Raw genomic sequence first — 17,368 nt, forward strand, 5'->3', positions numbered from 1 at the left:
GTGGCGATTGCGATGGGCTTTTTCGCTTCGCGCGCACGCCGCCGCCCGGCGAGGGGAGGTTGCACATGCCGGATTTTTCGGCTCGCGCTAGGCAAAATTTGCCGGCCGGGTTATTGATTAACACAGTGGAAATTTTACCTGTTTGCCGCGTTAGGCATTTCGCGCAGAGCCGCGCAAGGACAGTGAGGAAAGGCCGCCATGCGTTACGATGATTTCCGTCGCAGCGACGACATCGACGACCGTCGCGACGAAGGCGGCGGGATGGGCGGCGGTATGGGTCTGCCGATCGGCGGCGGCGGGCTCGGCATTGGCACCATCATCGTGCTCGGCCTGATCGGCTACGCCTTCGGCATCGACCCGCGCATCCTGATCGGCGGCGCCGAGATGATCACCCGTGGCGGCGCGCCGATGGAGCAGGCCGACCGGCGGTCGCCCGGCAAGACCGGCGCGCCGAAGGACGAGATGGGTGACATGATCTCCGGTGTGCTCGGCGAGATCGACGACCGCTGGAGCGAGATCTTCCAGGCCAGCGGCCAGAATTATACCGGGCCCAAGATCGTGCTGTTTCGCAACAGCACCAATGGCGGCCGCTGCGGCATGGCGCAGTCGGCGATGGGGCCGTTCTACTGTCCGCCGGACCGGCAGATCTTCCTCGACACCAACTTCTTCCGCGAGGTCGAGACGCGCTTCCGGGGCTGCTCGGGCAGCGCCTGCAAGTTCACCGCGGCCTACATCATTGCCCACGAGGCGGGACACCACGTCCAGAACCTGCTCGGCATCCTGCCGCGCGTCACGCGGATGCAGCAGCAGTCGGACAACAAGGCCGAAGCCAACGCGCTGCAGGTCAAGGTCGAGCTGCAGGCCGATTGCCTGTCCGGGGTGTGGGTCAATCGTGAGGCCAAGAAGCGTCCGGGCTTCCTCGAGGATGGCGACATCGACGCCGCGCTGACGACGGCCTCGGCGATCGGCGACGACACCCTGCAGCGGAAGGCGACCGGACGCGTGGTGCCGGATTCGTTCACCCATGGCTCTGCCGCGCAGCGCAAGCGCTGGTTCATGGTCGGCTATCAGCAGGGCACGGTGCAGGCCTGCAATACGTTCAGCGCCGGTTCGCTGTAGGAGACGCGCTCATGGCGATCGACGAGAGCAAGAGCTTCATTCCCCTCAACATCGCCGTGCTGACGGTGTCGGACACGCGTTCGCTCGCCGACGACAAGTCGGGCACCACCTTGAGCGACCGCCTGACCGCCGCCGGCCACAGGCTCGCGGCGCGCGAGATCGTCACCGACGATGTCGAGAAGATTCGCGCGGTGGTGAAGTCGTGGATCGCCGACCCCGGCGTCGACGTCGTCATCACCACCGGCGGCACCGGCTTCACCGGCCGTGACGTCACGCCGGAAGCGATCGAGCCCCTGTTCGAGAAGCGCATGGACGGCTTCTCGATCGCCTTCCACATGCTGAGCCACGCCAAGATCGGGACGTCGACGATCCAGAGCCGGGCCACGGCCGGCGTCGCCGGGGCGACCTACATCTTCTGCCTGCCGGGATCACCGGGCGCCTGCCGTGACGGCTGGGACGGCATCCTCGCCGCCCAGCTCGACTATCGCACGCGACCCTGCAACTTCGTCGAGATCATGCCGCGGCTCGACGAGCATCTGCGCCGGCCCAAGGCGCAGGGCGCGACGGCGTAGGGCCACGGCGCGATGCCGTATCGCGCGTCTCACTTCGTTGGTACGATCTCGAAAGCACCGCCGCCTTCGATCGCCGCGCCGATGAGGCCGCCCATCATGCTGGCCGCGAAATTCTGGCCGCGCGGCCCCACGACCATCCGATAGGTCTTGCCGGGCACGGCGGTGAAACGAATGTTCGACGAGCCCGGCGAGGACCATGTCGATACGGTGATCGTGGTGGCGCCCGGCGCAATCGGGCCGCTATAGCTCTCGCCGCGGCCAAGGCTCGCCACCTTGGCGCCATTGATCTCGATCGCCGCCGGCGCCGCCAGATAGAGGAAGTCCGTCGTGCGCGTAATCGCGACCGTTGCGCGCCCTTTGGGCGCGGCGTGAGCCGCCGTCCCAGTCTCGACCCCAAACGCGCCTGCCAGCGCGACAAGCGCCGCAAGCTTCGAACGCATCATCGATTGCATCACTGCCGATACCCGCCCCAGTTTGGCGCGATACTACCGGCGCGCCGGAACTTCGCAATCGGCATGCGCAGCCTGTTGTGGAGGTGATCCTCGGCCCACCGGCGGTTGTTGTGCTAGCCGCGCGGCTACAGCTCCAGCCGCCATGTCTCGCCGGTCAGCGGGACGCCGAACATGGCGTGCGGCTCCTCGGCGATCTTGCGAAACCCGGCGCGGGCATAGATGTCGCGCGCGGCGGTGAGAATGCTCTGCGTCCACAGCTCGATCGTCCTGTAGTTCTTCTCGCGCGCGAAGCGGATGCATTGTTCGGTCAGAGCCCGGCCGACGCCGAGCCCGCGTGCCTTCTTCTCGACCAGCAGCAGCCGCAGCTTGGCGACCTCGCCGCTGCCCTTGACCAGGAAGATCGAGCCGACCGGCTCGCCCGCGAGCTCGGCGATCCAGCAGTGCTCGCGCGCCGGATCGTAGCTCCTGATGAACTGTGCGCCGATCTCGGCGACCAGCGCCTCGAACGAGACGTCCCAGCCATATTCCTCGGCGTAGACGGCGCCATGCCGTGAAACCACCCAGCCGATGTCGCCCGGACGATGGCTGCGCAGCAGGACCGGGGAGCGGCCTGGCTGCTGCGGCTCCAGGGCGGTCGCGATCGTCGTCATTGCACCGACCAGCCGGTCGCGCACGGAGGGCGCCAGCGGCGCCAGCATGGCCGCGATCTCCTTCTGCGAGCTGCGGTCGAGCTTGGCATAGGCCTGCCGTCCCTTCGCGGTCAGGCCGAGCTGCTGCTGCCTGCGGTCGGTTGGCAAAGGCGTGCGGGTGATCAGCCCCTGCTCGTCGAAGCTCTGGACGATGCGGCTGAGATAGCCGGCATCGAGGCCGAGCGAGAGACCGATCTCCTTGGCCGAGATGGCCTCGTACTGTGCGAGCTCATAGAGCACACGCGCCTCGGCCAGCGAAAACGGACTGTCGAGCAGATGCTGGTCCAGTGCGCCGAGCTTCCTGGTGTAGAAGCGGTTGAACGCGCGGATGGCGGCGACCTGGCCGTCGGCTGGGGTGGAATTCATGGGGGCACCTCCAATATTTGCCATTGTCAATCAATTGGTTGACGTTGGCAAGTATGGTCGTGCCGCTACACCATCACGATCCGGCTGCGCAGCATCGTCCGCGAGGACCGGCCGAGCTGACGCAGCAGCCGCGTCTCGGCGCGCTTGTGGTCGGGCTTGTATCCACCGAGCTGCCGGTAGTGATCCCTGGCGATCAGCAGGCCCTGATCGCCGAGCGGTCCGACCAGGACCCGCGCAACCGCGCGCAGCCGGTCGCGCAGGCTGATGGCGGCATAGGGAGACCGGGCATAGCGGAAGACGCCGGCGCGCGGCCGGCCAGCGGCGGCGACGCTCTGGACGAACTGCATGGTTTCGTCGATCCAGCCGGGATCGAGCATCGCGCCGGCCGGCAGAAACATCAGCCAGGGCGCACGCGCTTTCGCCGCCCCTGCCGCGAGGGCAGCGGCCTGGGAGCCCTCGAACTTCATGAAGTGGCAGCCGGCAACGTCGGCGACACGTTCGATCACGCTGGAATCGGGCGAGCGATCGACCAACAGCACCTCGGTGACGACACCGGCCGCAGCGCCGGGCACCAGCGCCGACAGGGTGGCCACGGCGGTCTGCTCGACACCTTCGGTCGGGATGATCACGCTCAGCATGAACCTGGCATCGTTATCTGTCGCGCCTCCGGCATGATTGTTATCATCTTGTCATAGCCAAATCAGCCCGCTGCGCTGCGGAATTTTGCAGCATGCCGGTTTGGCGGCACGGGGAGGAAAAGGGAGGGTCAGGCGGACAGCCGTTTGTCGGGCTGGGTCGCACCGCTGCGCCAGGCCGCGACCTCGGCCAGCTCGGCGTCGGGTCGAGTCGCCACGATCTCCAGCCGTCCGAGATAGAGGCAGCCTCGATCGCCGTCGATGGTCACCCACTCGCCGCTTCCGACCGGCGTTCCGGCGAGTGTCGCGCAGCCGGCTTCGACACGCACCTCGAGCGCACGACAGCCGACGATGCAGGGCCGCCCGAGTTGGCGCGCGACCAGAGCGGCGTGGGCGGTGCGTGCGCCGACCGACGTCACGATGCCGGCCGCGACAGCGAAGCCCGCGACATCAGCGGTCGAGGTATCCGGGCGCATTAGGATGACCGGCTCGCCGCTGGCGGCCAGCCGCTTGGCGCCGTCCGCGTCGAAGGCGGCGCGCCCTGTGGCGATGCCGCCGGAGGCACCGATGCCTGTTGCGACCGGGGCGCCGGCCGCGACCAGCGACGTCTCGACCAGCCGCTCCAGATCGATGTCGGCCAGCCGCTCCAGGGCCTCATGAGGCGCGATGACCCGCTCGCGAACCAAATCCACCGCAAACCTCAACGCGGCGCGCGGCGTGCGCTTGGCGGCCCGGGTCTGAAGAATCCACAAATGGCCATCTTCAACGGTGAACTCGACGTCCTGAACGTCGCCGAATGCCTGTTCGAGCTGCCGCAGCACCGCACCGAGCTCATCCCGCAGAGCGGGAAGTGCGCGCGTGATCGCATCCTCGCTGTCCGGCATGCGGCGACCGGAGACGACGTCCTCGCCCTGCGCATCGAGCACGAGGTCGATCATGGGCTGCCGCGCCCCGGTGGAGGGATCGCGCGAGAACGCGACACCCGCGCCCGAGCTGAGACCGCCATTGCCGAACACCATCGTCTGCACGGTCACGGCTGTGCCGCGCAGGTGTTCCAGGTTCTGCAGCTTGCGATAGGTCTGCGCACGCTCGCTGCTCCACGAACCATAGACGGCACGCGCCGCGGCCATGAGCTGCGCTGCGGCATCCTCCAGCCAGCCATCGCTGCCGGTCTCGACCAGCGCCTGTTCGTCGGCCGCGAGCCGCGCAATGGCTTCGCTGTCCAGATCCCGGTCGTTGGCAACACCTTCGTGCGCAACCAGCTCGTCGCGCCGCGCCGCGAGCGTCCCGGCATCGAAGCCGAGCACGGTTTCGGAGAAGCTCTCGATGAAGCGCCGGCGACAGTCGAAGGCGAGGCGCGGCCGTCCGGTGCTGCGGATCAGGCCGCGCATGGCAGCCGAGGTGCAGCCGACATTGAGCACGGTGTCGAGCATGCCCGGCATGGATCGCGCAGCGCCGGAGCGGACGGATACAAGCAAGGGCCGGCGATGATCGCCGAAGACCCGGCCGGTCGTCTGTTCGAGAAACCGGATGCCCGCCCGCAGGCCGTCGCGCAGGCGCCGTTCGGCATCGGCCTGGTTCGCAATGATGTCGGCGCAGAGCTCGACGGGAAGCACGAAGGCCGGCGGCACGGGCAGTCCGAGCGTCGCCATGCGCGCCAGATTGGCGGCCTTGGCGCCGACGGTCTCGGCCGAGCATGGCTCGGTGTTCGTGCCGAAAATGCAAATGATGGACATGGCAGTTCCTAACCCGCGAGATCGATCATGATGTACTGGCGCAGCAGATGTCCGAAGCTCGCCAGGCGGTCGGTCGCACGCTCGATGGCGCGCGCCAGCTCCAGCCCGGACAGCGATGTCGCGACGTCGAAGCCCGCTGTGAACACGAGGGCGGTGATCGCGCGTTCCTGCGCATCGGCCGCGTGTTCGCTGTCCATGAGGCGCAGCACGGCGGCGAGCGCATCATCGGAATCCGCCCGCCGTCCTTCGGGCACCTCGGCAGCGGCGGCGAGGCCGCTCGCGGCCGCCTCGATCCCGCCAATGGCGACCTTGCAGAGCTCGGCCAAGGCCGCCGACAGCGTTGGCGGCATCGCAGCCGGCGCGAGCGAGGCGATGAACGCCGCCTGTTCGAGTTCGTCGACGGCCTCTTCGACCCGGTCGACCAGTTGCGCGATCAGCGGCTCGGCCTTGAGCCGCGTGATCTCCTCGCGGGCCTCGATCGCGATCCGGTCGGCCTTCTGTTCGATCCTGCTGGCGCGTGCGGCCAGCAGCTTGCGGTCGCCGGAAACACCGGACTGCAGCGCACTGAGATCGCGGTTCAGCGCGGCGGCGAGGTCGTGGGCCAGGCCGAGCTGGCGCATCACGATCGCGAGCAGCGCACCGTCGGCACGATCGAGATGCCGCACCAGATCGGCTTCGATCTGGTCGCGGACCAGCCGCACCGAGCGGCCGGCCTGCAGGCCCTCGGTCGCAGCACGCAACGCGGCCTTGAGAAATTCGACTGCAGCGGTGCGGCCCAGGGCGCGATCCAGACGTTCGCCGAAGCCGATACGATGGGGCGCAGCGTTTCGGACGGCCGCACCCAACAGTTCGTTGCCGCCGAGCTCGAGGAAGGCGCGGTGGCCGATCCGGTTGCGCGCCGCCCAGTCGAGAAGTCTGATCGCATCATCCTTGGACAGCCAGGTCCGCAGCAGTTTCCGGGCCTTGTTCCAGTCGATCAGGAACACCAGCGCGGCGCCGAGTGCCGTGAGGAAATCGTCGCGCGCTTGCGCGGTGTTGCCCTGGAATTGGCCGGTCACCAGGTAGAACGCGTTCTCGTCCGCGAGGTTCGTCCCGGTGTGACGGTCGAGACCGCTCCAGGTCGCCGCGAAACCATCGAACAGGCGAACGAAGAACTTCGCGCGGGCGAGGTGAACGTCGGTGTAGGTGACCGTGACCGTCAGACCTTGGACCGCGATCACCATGACATGCGCATCGGTGGTGCCGATGTCGTTCTGGATTAGGAGGCGTTCGCTGGCGCGGGTCGCCATCGTGTCCAGGCCGGGATGGTCGAACTTGAGTGCGCGCGTCGCGTTGAGCCCACGCATGAAGGCGACGACAGCGGGCTTGTCGTCAGCGGCGAGCCCGTACACATGAGCTCCGTCGAGCGTGTCCTCGGCGCAGTCGGCGGCGATGCGGTTGAGCGCCTTGTGGAGATCCATCACCAGCCGGTGCAGGCTGTCCGCTTCTTCCTGGGCGCCAGTCAGACGCGCGACGCGCGTGAAATCGATTTCGTCGCCTATCGTCAGCAGGCCCGCGCGTTGCATCGTGCCGAGCCGGCGTTCGGCAGACTGGCCCTCGGAGCTTCGTCCGGCGTTGACCGCGCGGATCATCGCGCGCGTATCGTTTTCGATATCACCGATCAGCGCGGCGAGACCGGGAGCGGCAAGGCGTCCGGTCGCGGTGCGATGCGCGCCGCCGATCAGGCTCGCGAGATCAGCCGGTGCGATGCGCGCGGCGCGGCACTCGGTCGAGAGATCGGTCGGCCGCTGTTCCGGCGCCTGAGCGTGCTGGGCGGCGGCCTGCAGCGCGCTCATGCGCACCTTGACACGGTCGTTGGCAGCGAGACCGTCGGCAATCAGTGACGGCAGCAGGATGTCGGCTTCGCCGAGCTCCTTGATGATCTGGGATTTCATGACGGCGTCGATCAGGTTTCCGATGCCGTCACCGTGCCTCAGCACCGCACGCAAGTCCTTGCGTTGGATCATTCATCGAACCGTCACACAAGGTGTGCGGGCGACGTCAGTCGCCTGCCTGTGTCGGCGTGGTGCCGCCGGTGCTGTTCGGCCAGACCCAGTCGCGGATCTCGGGCATGTCCTCGCCATGCGCCCGGATGTAGCGGGCATGCTCGATCAGTGCGTCGCGGAATTTCTGCTTCACATGGGCCGCCGACACACTGAGGCCGGGCACGCGCTCGATCGCCTCGATGGCGAGGTGGAAACGGTCGAGCTCGTTGAGCACGACCATGTCGAACGGAGTCGTCGTGGTGCCTTCCTCGATGAAGCCGCGCACGTGCATGCCGGCATGGTTGGTGCGGCTGTAGGTGAGACGATGGATGAGATACGGATAGCCGTGATAGGCGAAGATCACCGGCTTGTCGGTCGTGAACAGGCTGTCGAAGTCGCGGTCGCTGAGGCCGTGCGGATGGTCCTGCTTCGGCTGCAGGGTCATGAGGTCAACGACGTTGACGACGCGGATCTTGAGGTCGGGCAATTCCTTGCGCAGCAGATCGACGGCAGCGAGCGTTTCCAAAGTCGGGACGTCTCCGGCGCAGGCCATCACCACGTCGGGCTCCTCGTCGGCGGGCTCGGTGCCGGCCCACGACCAGATGCCGATGCCGGCGTCGCAATGGATGGCCGCATCTTGCATCGACAGCCATTGCGGCGCAGGCTGCTTGCCGGCGACGATGACGTTGATGCGGTCATAGGTGCGCAGGCAGTGGTCGGCGATCCACAGCAGCGTGTTGGCGTCCGGCGGGAAGTAGATGCGGACGATGTCCGCCTTCTTGTTGGCGACGAGGTCGACGAAGCCCGGATCCTGGTGGCTGAAGCCGTTATGGTCCTGCCGCCAGACATGCGAGGTCAGGAGATAGTTCAGCGACGCGACCGGGCGCCGCCACGGCAGCTCGCGTGACACTTTCAGCCATTTGGCGTGCTGGTTGAACATCGAATCGACGATGTGGATGAACGCCTCGTAGCAGGAGAACAGGCCGTGGCGGCCGGTGAGCAGATAGCCTTCCAGCCAGCCCTGGCAGAGGTGCTCGCTCAGCACCTCCATGACGCGGCCGTCATGGGCGAGGTGGACGTCGTAGGGCTCGATGCCCTCCATCCACACCCGCTCGGTGACCTCGAACACGGCATCGAGCCGGTTCGAGGCGGTTTCGTCCGGGCCCATGATGCGGAAGTTGCGTGTCTCTGCATTCAGCGTGATCACGTCGCGCAGGAACTTGCCGAGTTCGCGCGTGGCTTCAGCGATGGTCTGGCCCGGAGAGGACACGTCGACCGCAAAATGCTGGTAGTTTGGGAGCTTGAGCTCACGCTTGAGTAAGCCGCCATTGGCGTGCGGGTTGGCGCCCATGCGCCGCGCGCCCTTCGGCGCCAGCGCCTGCAGCTCCGGCATCAGCCGGCCCTGCGCGTCGAACAATGTGTCCGGCTCGTAGCTCTTCAGCCAGGCTTCGAGCAGCGCGAGATGCTCCGGCTTGCCGCGCGGATTGGCGATCGGCACCTGGTGGGCACGCCAGAAACCTTCGACCTTGAGTCCGTCGACCTCCTTCGGGCCCGTCCAGCCCTTCGGGCTGCGCAGCACGATCATCGGCCAGCGCGGCCGTTGGATCGTTGCATCCGGCTGACGCGCATTCTGCTGGATCGAGCGGATGCTTGCGAGCGCGACATCGAGCGCGTCCGCCATCTGCCGATGCATCGCCCTGGGCTCGGCGCCTTCGACGAACAGCGGCTCATAACCGTAACCTTCGAACAGGCATTTGAGCTCGGCGTCGCCCATGCGGCCGAGCACGGTGGGATTGGCGATCTTGTAGCCGTTGAGATGCAGGATCGGCAGCACCGCGCCGTCATGGGCCGGGTTCAGGAACTTGTTCGAATGCCAGGACGCGGCGAGCGGGCCGGTCTCGGCCTCGCCGTCACCGACCACGCAGGCCACGATCAGATCGGGATTATCGAACGCCGCGCCATAGGCGTGCACCAGCGCGTAGCCGAGCTCGCCGCCTTCATGGATCGAGCCCGGCGTTTCCGGCGCCGCATGGCTCGGAATGCCGCCAGGGAAGGAGAACTGCCGGAACAGCTTGCGCAGGCCATCGGCATCGCCCGTGATATCCGGATAGATCTCGCTGTATGTGCCTTCGAGATAGGTGTTTGCGACCATGCCCGGACCGCCATGGCCGGGACCGCAGATATAGATGACGCTGAGATCCTGGGCCTGGATGGCGCGATTGAGATGGGCGTAGATGAAATTCAGTCCGGGCGTCGTCCCCCAGTGGCCGAGCAGGCGCGGCTTGACGTGCTCCGCTTTCAGCGGCTCGCGCAGCAGCGGGTTGTCGAGCAGATAGATCTGCCCGACCGAGAGATAATTGGCCGCACGCCAGTAGCGGTCGAGCAGGTCGAGATCATCGGCCGGGATGGTCTGGTGGGAAGACGTGATGTTCATGTAACCTCGCTTGCCGTCCGCTTCGCGCCCGCGGGAGAGTGCATTAGAGTAACGCCGCACCGTCCCGTTCCAGTGCGCTGCGAGGATAGAACGGGAATGTGATGGTTGGCCTTGCGCCGCCGGCTCAGAACCACCGCGCAAATGTTCTCTTTTGTTCTTGTAATGTTCGCTTTGTGTGCTATGTCTTGGCCATGAGCCGAGCATTTTCACATGCCCTCAAGCGCCCGCCGGTCCCGGTGCCCTCCGAGCCGGCGGGCGCGCCTTCTTTCGGTCCTGACAAGGACTTCCCGGAACTCGCGGTCGCCATCGAACGGGGCCGGCGCCGCGGCCGGGGTGCACAATCCAATGCGAGCGGCCGCTACGAGGCGGAGGCGCGCGTTGTCTTCGACGACGGCTGGCAGAGCCTCGAAGATCTGCCGCCGTTCAAGACCACGGTCGCGACCGATACCTCGCGCAAGGTCATCACCCGCAACGACTCGCCAGACATCGGTTTCGATCGCTCGATCAATCCGTATCGCGGCTGCGAGCACGGCTGTGTCTACTGCTTCGCGCGGCCGACCCATGCGTTTCTCGGGCTGTCGCCTGGCCTCGACTTCGAATCCAAGCTGTTCGTGAAGCCGGATGCGCCCGCGCTCCTGGAGAAGGAGCTCGCGGCCAGCGGCTACGAGCCGCGGATGATCGCGATCGGGACCAACACCGATCCTTACCAGCCGATCGAGCGCGAGCGGAAGATCATGCGCGGCATCCTCGAGGTGCTGGAAAAGGTTGGCCATCCCGTCGGGATCGTCACGAAGTCGGCGCTGGTGATGCGTGATGCCGACATCCTGGCGCGGATGGCCAAGAAGAACCTGGCGAAGGTCGCGATATCAGTGACCACGCTGGATCCGAAGCTGGCGCGCACTATGGAGCCGCGGGCCTCGACGCCATCGAAGCGGCTGGAGGCGTTGCAGGCGCTGTCCAAGGCCGGCATCCCGACGACGGTGATGGTGGCGCCGGTGATCCCCGCGCTCAATGACAGCGAGATCGAGCGCATCCTCGATGCCGCCGCCCATGCCGGGGTCAAGGAAGCCTCCTATGTGTTGCTGCGGCTGCCGCTGGAGGTGCGCGACCTGTTCCGCGAATGGCTGCTCGAGCATTATCCCGACCGCTACCGCCACGTCTTCACCCTGATCCGCGACATGCGCGGCGGCCGCGATTACGACTCGCAATGGGGCACGCGGATGAAGGGCACGGGTCCGATGGCCTGGATGATCGGCCGCCGCTTCGAGATCGCCTGCGAAAAGCTTGGGCTGAACAAGCGCCGGACCAAGCTGACGACCGATCATTTCGTCCGGCCGAAGGGCGGCGGGCAGCAGCTCAGCCTGTTCTGACTGTGTGGAGGTGGCGCGATGAGTGCAGGTGCGGTTATCCCGCGGTTCACCGTCATCACACTCGGTGTATCCGAGATGCGGCGGAGCATCGCCTTCTATGCATCGCTCGGCTTCGTCAGAAAATTCCGCGCGACCGGCGAGGAAGTGGCATTCTTCGACACTGGCGGGACGGTGCTGGCGCTGTACCCGTGGAGCGCGCTCGCCCACGACGCGGGTGTGCCGGACACGCCGCGGCCGCAGGCATTCCGCGGCGTGACACTGGCATGGAACTGCCGTTCGGAGGCTGAGGTCGATGCGGCGCTCGCGTCGGCAGTGGAGAAGGGCGCGCTGCTGCTGAAGCTCGCGCAACGGACCGACTATGGCGGTTACAGCGGCTATTTTGCCGATCCGGACGGTCATGTCTGGGAAGTGGTGGTGGCGCCGGGAATCGATGTCGGCGACGATGATCGGGTGCATCTGCCGGCGTAGCCGGTTGCTGGAGAGGGTGCGAATAGCGGGGAATTGAGGTCCGTTCGGGTTGCACCGCCGCGGGCCGTTCCGCACCATGCCGGCCATGATTCGCGATCAGTCAAAGAAACCGGGCAGGGCGAAGGCCGCCAGCGGTGCCGTGGCGAAGAGCGCCGCTGCAAAGGCCGGGACCAAGCCTGCGCCGCAGAGCGCCAAGGGCAAGACCGCCGCCAAGCTCGGCAAGGGCGTCATCGCGGTGGCGCCGCCGAGCTTCCGGCGGGAGCGTGCGCTGCTGAAGCAGGGGATCTGGCCGGTCGCGGGCTGCGACGAGGCGGGACGGGGGCCGCTGGCTGGTCCGGTGGTCGCTGCTGCCGTGATTCTCGATCCCGCGCGCATTCCGAAGGGGCTCGATGATTCCAAGCGGCTGAGCGCGGAGCAGCGCGAGGCGCTGTTCGACAAGATCTGCAAGACGTCTGCGTTTGCGGTGGCCGTCGCCTCGCCGGCCCGAATCGACCGCGACAACATCCTGCGTGCCTCGCTGTGGGCGCTGTCTCGCGCCGTGAGGGCGCTGCCCGAGGCGCCGAAGCACGTGTTCGTCGACGGTCGCGACCGCATCGACGTCGATTGCGCGTGCGAGGCGGTGATCGGCGGCGATGGTCTGGTGATGTCGATCGCGGCCGCCTCGATCGTCGCCAAGGTCACGCGCGACCGGCTGATGTGCGCACTGGCGCAGGACTGCCCTGGTTACGGATTCGAGCAGCACAAGGGCTATGCTGTGCCCGAACACCTCGCCGCATTGGACCGGCTCGGCCCCTCGGTACATCATCGCAGCCTGTTTGCGCCGGTCGTCGCCGCCCGGCGCAAGCATCAGCCCTGGACCGAGGTGCCGGAGCCCGACCTTTTCGCAGAGGTGACCGTGGTCACGTCCACCGAAATCTCGCTCGGGGCCTGATGCTGGTTGCCTCGATCGCGCCGCGGTCTTAAAGCTTGAGATAGCGAACCGGCACGAAGTGTCACTCCTCGCAGCGGGGGCGGTCTTGTGCGCCCCGATCATGCGGTATCGATTGCGGGCGTCGGACAGCGAGGCTGCTGCGGATGAGCGACGGTCCTGCCGGCCTCCTCGACGTCGTCAGCGATTCAGCCAAGCGATCCAGCCGTTCATGCGTTTCACGTCCCTGGTTGTCGAACTGATCCGCGCAAGGCCGCGGCTGGTCGTCGTCATCGTGGTGCTGTGCCAGGCCCTGATGTGGCTCGGCGTGGCCATGCTGTTCTATCGCAGCCCGCCCGGCCAGCTTGCCACCACCATTGCATTCGGACGCGAGTACCAGGTTGGCACCGATCTCGGCCCGCCGCTGTCGTTCTGGCTGTCGGACATCGCCTATCGCGTCGCCGGCGATCATCTGCTCGGCGTCTATGTGCTGGCCGTGCTGTGCTCGGCGCTCAGCCTGTGGGTGATGTATCTCCTGGCGGCGGCGATCGTCGGCGGCCAGCAGGCGGTGCTCGCCGTGCTGCTGACCATGACCATCACCGCGTTCGGTGCGCCCACGCTGGAATTCGGTCCGGAGGTGCTGGCGCGTCCGCTCTGGGCGCTGCTGCTGCTCCATAGCTGGCGGATTCTCGGCGAGGGCCGGCGCAACGCCTGGTTTGCCTGGTCGATCGAGGCTGGCCTGCTGCTGCTGACCACGCCGGCCGCCGCCGGCCTGCTGCTGCTGATCGCGGGCTTCGTGGTCTCGACCGCGCAGGGCCGCCGCGTGCTGCGCTCGTTCGATCCGCTGTTCGCGCTGCTTGTGGTGGTGGCGCTGGCACTGCCTTATCTCATTTTCGTGCTGCGTTCCGACAGCGTCGGGCTGCCGGCGCTGCCCGTTCTCGCCGAGCTCTCGGTGCGCGCCTGGCATTGGCTCGCGCTGGCGGGGGCACTGCTACTGGCGATCTCGGCCGCGCTGCTGCTGGTGCTGCTCGACGCCGGCTGGATCGATCGCGGCGAGACCGATGCGCCGATCATCTATCGGCGCTCGGTGCCGCCGCTCGCGCGCGACTTCGTCTATTGCTTTGCGATTGCACCGGCGCTGGCGGGCAGTCTGATCTCCGCTCTGTTCGGCCTCTCGGTCGTGTTCGGCGGCACTGCCGTGACCCTGACCATGGTCGGCCTTGCCCTGGTGGTCGCGTCGGGCGATCTGATCCATCTGCGGCGGCAGCGGCTGCTGCGCCTGGTCTGGGCGGTCGCGGTCGCCGCGCCTGCCATCCTCGTGGCGGGCAGCGCCGTGGTGCTGCCGTTGCTCGGCGACCGCGAGGTCGCGACGGCGATGCCGGCCCGCGACATCTCCCGTTTCTTCGTCGAGAGTTTTGAGCGCCGTACCAACCAGCCGCTGCAGGTGGTCGCGGGCGATCCGCAGCTCGCCAGCCTGGTCGCGCTCGGCCGCCGCCGCGCGCATCTGTTCCTCGATGCCACCCCGCAGCGGACGCCCTGGGTCACGTCGGCCAAATTCGCCGAGAGCGGCGGCGTCGTCGTGTGGCGCGCCTCCGACACGGTCGGCACCCCGCCGCCGGAGATCGCCCAGCGCTTTCCCGGGCTGGTGCCGGAGGTGCCGCGCAGCTTCGACTGGCTGATCAACGGCCGCCAGCCGGTGCTGCGCATCGGCTGGGCGATCGTGCGGCCAAAAGGACCGTAACGTCCCGCCGCGCTTCGCTTCGCTCGCAATGACGCCGAGAGACTGGCGCTCAGACCGCCAGCATCGTCGCGATCGCGCGCAGGTCCTGCCAGGACAGCCGCTTGTAGGACGGCGAGCGCAACAGATAGGCCGGGTGGAAGGTGGCGATCGCGCGGATGGTGCGCTTGCCGGTGTCGTAGTCGCGCCATTTGCCGCGGGTGCGCATGATGCCCTCGGTGGTGCCGAGCAGCGCCTGGGTCGAGGGGTTGCCGAGCGTCACCAGAAGATCGGGATCGACCAGCTCGATCTGGCGGCGGATGAACGGCAGGCAGATCTGCGTCTCCTGCGGCGTCGGCGTACGGTTGCCGGGCGGCCGCCATGGAATGACGTTGGCGATGTAGACCTTGCTGCGGTCGAGCCCGATCGCGCCGATCATGCGGTCGAGCAGCTTGCCGGAGCGGCCGACGAATGGCAGGCCCTCGATGTCCTCGTCACGGCCCGGCGCCTCGCCGACCAGCATGATGCGCGCCTGCGGATTGCCGTCGGCGAACACCAGCCGCGATGCCGTCTGCTTCAGCGCGCAGCCGTCGAAACTCTCCAGCAGCGCGCGCAGCGCCTCCAGGGTCGGTGCTGTCCGCGCCGCTTCGCGGGCCGAGGCGACGGCCGCTTCCGGCGGAGGCGGCGGTTCGCCGCGCGGCGGAATGATCGCCGGCGCCGACAGCCGGCCGGCCTGCGGCGCCGCCGCCTGACGGGCGGCAGGTCCGGCAGCAGGCGCGGCCTCGGGCTCCACCAGCCGGTTGATCGGCTCGTCGGCGAGCGCGCAATCGACCCCGGCCTCCAGATAGAAGGCGAGCAGTTGCCGGACGTCGGGGAGGGGCTCGGGGGTCATCATGATCGATCGCGGCGACAGTGTACGCCGCCTCGGCGCATGGCGGAATGCATTTCGGTGGTTGTCCTGCCCCGAAAAATCGGAAACAAGAGCTTGGAATAACCCAAAAAAGGGACGGAACGCCCTAGTGTTCCGGCGCCAGCCTTCGCTCCCCTCGGGACCAGCCCATCAGCGAACCGCCGGCGCCTCCAGGAACCCTAGTTAAGTCATTGTTGCTGTTGTAGCTCCGGGTTTGACCTTTGCACGCGCCAGGGGGATGCAAAGGCCAGATCCACTGCACCGGCCGGGCCTGAGATTGAGAGACATGAGCACCGAAGAGTTACCTCCGCGCGAATCCATGGAGTTCGACGTCGTCATCGTCGGCGCCGGCCCGTCGGGCCTGACTGCCGCGATCCGGCTGAAGCAGCTCAATGCCGACCTCAACATCGTCGTGGTCGAGAAGGGCTCCGAGGTCGGCGCGCACATCCTGTCCGGTGCGGTGATCGATCCGGCTGCGCTCGACAAGCTCATTCCCGATTGGCGCTCGGACGATGATTGCCCGCTGAAGACCCAGGTCAAGGTCGACAAGTTCTTCTGGATGACCGAAAGCAGCGCGATCCCGCTGCCGGGCTTCGCGATGCCGCCCTTGATGGACAACCATCATTGCTACGTCGGCTCGCTCGGCAATGTCTGCCGCTGGCTGTCGCGCAAGGCCGAGGCGCTCGGCGTCGAGATCTATCCGGGCTTCGCGGCCACCGAGGTGCTGTATGACGAGCAGGGCGCGGTGCGCGGCATCGCCACCGGCGACATGGGCATCGGCAAGGACGGCAAGCCGAAAGCCTCGTTCACCCGCGGCATGGAGCTGCTCGGCAAGTACACGCTGTTCGCCGAGGGCGCGCGCGGCAGCCTGTCCAAGCAGCTGATCGCCAAGTTCGCGCTGGACGCCAAGAGCGAGCCGGCGAAATTCGGCATCGGTCTCAAGGAAGTCTGGCAGATCGATCCGGCCAAGCATCAGAAGGGCCTGATCCAGCATTCGTTCGGCTGGCCGCTCGACATGAAGACCGGCGGCGGCTCGTTCCTGTATCACTATGACGACAACCTCGTCGCGGTCGGCTTCGTCGTCCACCTGAACTACGACGATCCCTATCTGTCGCCGTTCGAGGAATTCCAGCGCTTCAAGACCCACCCCTCGATCCGCGGCGTGTTCGAGGGCGGCAAGCGGCTTGCCTACGGGGCGCGCGCGATCACCGAGGGCGGCTATCAGTCGGTGCCGCGGCTGTCGTTCGCCGGCGGCGCGCTGATCGGCTGCGCGGCGGGCTTCGTCAACGTGCCGCGCATCAAGGGCGTGCACAATGCGATGGGCAGCGCGATGCTCGCGGCCGAGCACGTCAATGCCGCGCTCGCATCCGGCCGCGCCAATGACGAGCTGGTGAGTTACGAGAACGCCTGGCGCGGCTCGCCGGTGGGCGAGGACCTGTTCAAGGTGCGCAACGTCAAGCCGCTGTGGTCGAAGTTCGGGACCGTGCTCGGCGTCGTCCTCGGCGGCTTCGACATGTGGTGCAACACCCTTGGCTTCTCGCTGTTCGGCACCCAGTCGCACGCCAAGCCCGATCGCGCCACGCTCGATCCCGCCAAGGCGCATCAGCCGAAGCCTGCGATGAAGCCGGACGGCAAGCTGACCTTCGACCGGCTGTCCTCGGTGTTCCTGTCGAACACCAATCACGAGGAAGACCAGCCGGTGCATCTGAAGGTCGCCGACATGGCGCTGCAGAAGAGCTCCGAGCACGACGTCTATGCCGGGCCGTCCAACCGCTATTGCCCGGCGGGCGTGTACGAATGGGTCGAGGAGGGCACGAGCCCGCGCTTCGTGATCAACGCGCAGAACTGCGTCCACTGCAAGACCTGCGACGTCAAGGATCCCAACGGCAACATCACCTGGGTTCCTCCGGAAGGCGGCGGCGGGCCGAACTACGAGGCGATGTAGCCTCGCATACGCACGATTGCGTGA

Annotated in this window: 14 protein-coding genes; 7 read left to right on the plus strand and 7 right to left on the minus strand. The window is 67.1% G+C overall.

Translation table 11 applies throughout. The features are described from left to right. Nucleotides 1-198 precede the first annotated feature (198 nt). Together QX128_RS19315 and moaB are read left to right on the plus strand one after the other, a co-directional pair. Nucleotides 199-1,119 (plus strand): neutral zinc metallopeptidase, encoded by a 921-nt coding sequence (locus QX128_RS19315; RefSeq protein WP_315802817.1) that lies wholly within the window; start codon nt 199-201, stop codon nt 1,117-1,119. A gap of 11 nt (nt 1,120-1,130) precedes the next feature. Continuing rightward, nucleotides 1,131-1,691, plus strand: a complete 561-nt coding sequence (gene moaB / locus QX128_RS19320) for a molybdenum cofactor biosynthesis protein B (RefSeq protein WP_315757051.1) — start codon at nt 1,131-1,133, stop codon at nt 1,689-1,691. 29 nt (nt 1,692-1,720) lie between these two features. On the opposite strand, the gene QX128_RS19325 is transcribed toward moaB, so the two are convergent. The 6 genes from QX128_RS19325 to QX128_RS19350 all read right to left on the minus strand — a co-directional run bounded on the left by QX128_RS19325 (nt 1,721) and on the right by QX128_RS19350 (nt 10,027). Continuing rightward, on the minus strand, nt 1,721-2,134 hold the full coding sequence (locus QX128_RS19325) for a hypothetical protein (RefSeq protein ID WP_316238237.1): 414 nt from the start codon (nt 2,132-2,134) through the stop codon (nt 1,721-1,723). A 134-nt stretch (nt 2,135-2,268) separates the two neighbouring features. Continuing rightward, nucleotides 2,269-3,198 carry a helix-turn-helix domain-containing GNAT family N-acetyltransferase gene (locus tag QX128_RS19330; RefSeq protein ID WP_316217310.1) on the minus strand — a complete coding sequence of 310 codons (930 nt, stop codon included), beginning with the start codon at nt 3,196-3,198 and terminating at the stop codon, nt 2,269-2,271. Nucleotides 3,199-3,263: 65 nt separating this feature from the next. Continuing rightward, nucleotides 3,264-3,836 carry a glycosyl transferase gene (locus QX128_RS19335; RefSeq protein WP_315802821.1) on the minus strand — a complete coding sequence of 191 codons (573 nt, stop codon included), beginning with the start codon at nt 3,834-3,836 and terminating at the stop codon, nt 3,264-3,266. Nucleotides 3,837-3,964: 128 nt separating this feature from the next. Beyond that, nucleotides 3,965-5,569, minus strand: a complete 1,605-nt coding sequence (locus QX128_RS19340; protein WP_316238238.1) for a PEP/pyruvate-binding domain-containing protein — start codon at nt 5,567-5,569, stop codon at nt 3,965-3,967. 8 nt (nt 5,570-5,577) lie between these two features. Next, nucleotides 5,578-7,503 (minus strand): hypothetical protein, encoded by a 1,926-nt coding sequence (locus tag QX128_RS19345; protein WP_316238346.1) that lies wholly within the window; start codon nt 7,501-7,503, stop codon nt 5,578-5,580. A gap of 106 nt (nt 7,504-7,609) precedes the next feature. After that, nucleotides 7,610-10,027, minus strand: a complete 2,418-nt coding sequence (locus QX128_RS19350) for a phosphoketolase family protein (RefSeq protein WP_316238239.1) — start codon at nt 10,025-10,027, stop codon at nt 7,610-7,612. 191 nt (nt 10,028-10,218) lie between these two features. Between QX128_RS19350 and QX128_RS19355 the strand changes: the two genes are divergently transcribed. The 4 genes from QX128_RS19355 to QX128_RS19370 all read left to right on the plus strand — a co-directional run bounded on the left by QX128_RS19355 (nt 10,219) and on the right by QX128_RS19370 (nt 14,513). Then, nucleotides 10,219-11,397, plus strand: a complete 1,179-nt coding sequence (locus QX128_RS19355; protein ID WP_316238240.1) for a PA0069 family radical SAM protein — start codon at nt 10,219-10,221, stop codon at nt 11,395-11,397. A gap of 18 nt (nt 11,398-11,415) precedes the next feature. Further along, nucleotides 11,416-11,865: a VOC family protein gene (locus QX128_RS19360; protein WP_316178193.1), complete on the plus strand. Its 450-nt coding sequence runs from the start codon at nt 11,416-11,418 to the stop codon at nt 11,863-11,865. A gap of 76 nt (nt 11,866-11,941) precedes the next feature. Then, a complete protein-coding gene (locus QX128_RS19365) occupies nt 11,942-12,796 on the plus strand; it encodes a ribonuclease HII (protein ID WP_315802825.1) in 855 nt (284 codons plus the stop codon). A gap of 208 nt (nt 12,797-13,004) precedes the next feature. Further along, complete coding sequence (locus QX128_RS19370; RefSeq protein WP_316238241.1) at nt 13,005-14,513, plus strand: glycosyltransferase family 39 protein; 1,509 nt, start codon at nt 13,005-13,007, stop codon at nt 14,511-14,513. A gap of 49 nt (nt 14,514-14,562) precedes the next feature. On the opposite strand, the gene QX128_RS19375 is transcribed toward QX128_RS19370, so the two are convergent. Further along, a complete protein-coding gene (locus QX128_RS19375) occupies nt 14,563-15,381 on the minus strand; it encodes a uracil-DNA glycosylase (RefSeq protein ID WP_316238347.1) in 819 nt (272 codons plus the stop codon). A gap of 304 nt (nt 15,382-15,685) precedes the next feature. Here QX128_RS19375 and QX128_RS19380 point away from each other — a divergent pair, with 304 nt between their 5' ends. Next, nucleotides 15,686-17,344 (plus strand): electron transfer flavoprotein-ubiquinone oxidoreductase, encoded by a 1,659-nt coding sequence (locus QX128_RS19380; protein WP_315802827.1) that lies wholly within the window; start codon nt 15,686-15,688, stop codon nt 17,342-17,344. The last annotated feature ends 24 nt before the right edge of the window (nt 17,345-17,368 follow it).

It is taken from the genome of Bradyrhizobium sp. SZCCHNR1015 (assembly GCF_032489875.1).
Lineage (GTDB): Bacteria > Pseudomonadota > Alphaproteobacteria > Rhizobiales > Xanthobacteraceae > Bradyrhizobium.